This window comes from Aeromonas tecta (assembly GCF_000820185.1).
GTDB classification, from domain to species: Bacteria; Pseudomonadota; Gammaproteobacteria; order Enterobacterales; family Aeromonadaceae; genus Aeromonas; species Aeromonas tecta.
On sequence record NZ_CDCA01000049.1, the window covers coordinates 1 to 351 of the forward strand.

The 351-nt window shown below is 68.4% G+C and carries 1 protein-coding gene; it reads left to right on the plus strand.

The window, feature by feature from the left end; all coding sequences use genetic code 11:
* On the plus strand, window positions 1-351 hold a 351-nt coding region (locus BN1137_RS21230), incomplete at both ends, for an ATP-binding cassette domain-containing protein (protein ID WP_157433891.1).

Consider the following 351-nt stretch of genomic DNA (forward strand, 5'->3'; position numbering starts at 1 on the left):
ACCGGGGCGGGCAAGAGCTCGCTTCTCAAGCTGTTGATGCGCCTGGCCAACCCCAGCGCCGGCCAGATAGCCATGGGCGGCGTGCCCATAGCGCGGCTGGCCCTGGCCGAGCTGCGCAGCCAGTTTGCCTATGTGCCCCAGGAGCCATTTTTGTTCTCCACCACCATCGCCGCCAACATCGCCCTCGGCCTGCCCGGTGCCAGTCAGGAGGAGATCGAACGCGCGGCCCGCATCGCCTGCGTGCACGATGACATCAGCCGCTTCCCGGAAGGCTATCAGACCGAGGTGGGCGAGAAGGGGGTGACCCTCTCCGGCGGCCAGAAACAGCGGCTCGCCATCGCCCGCGCCCTG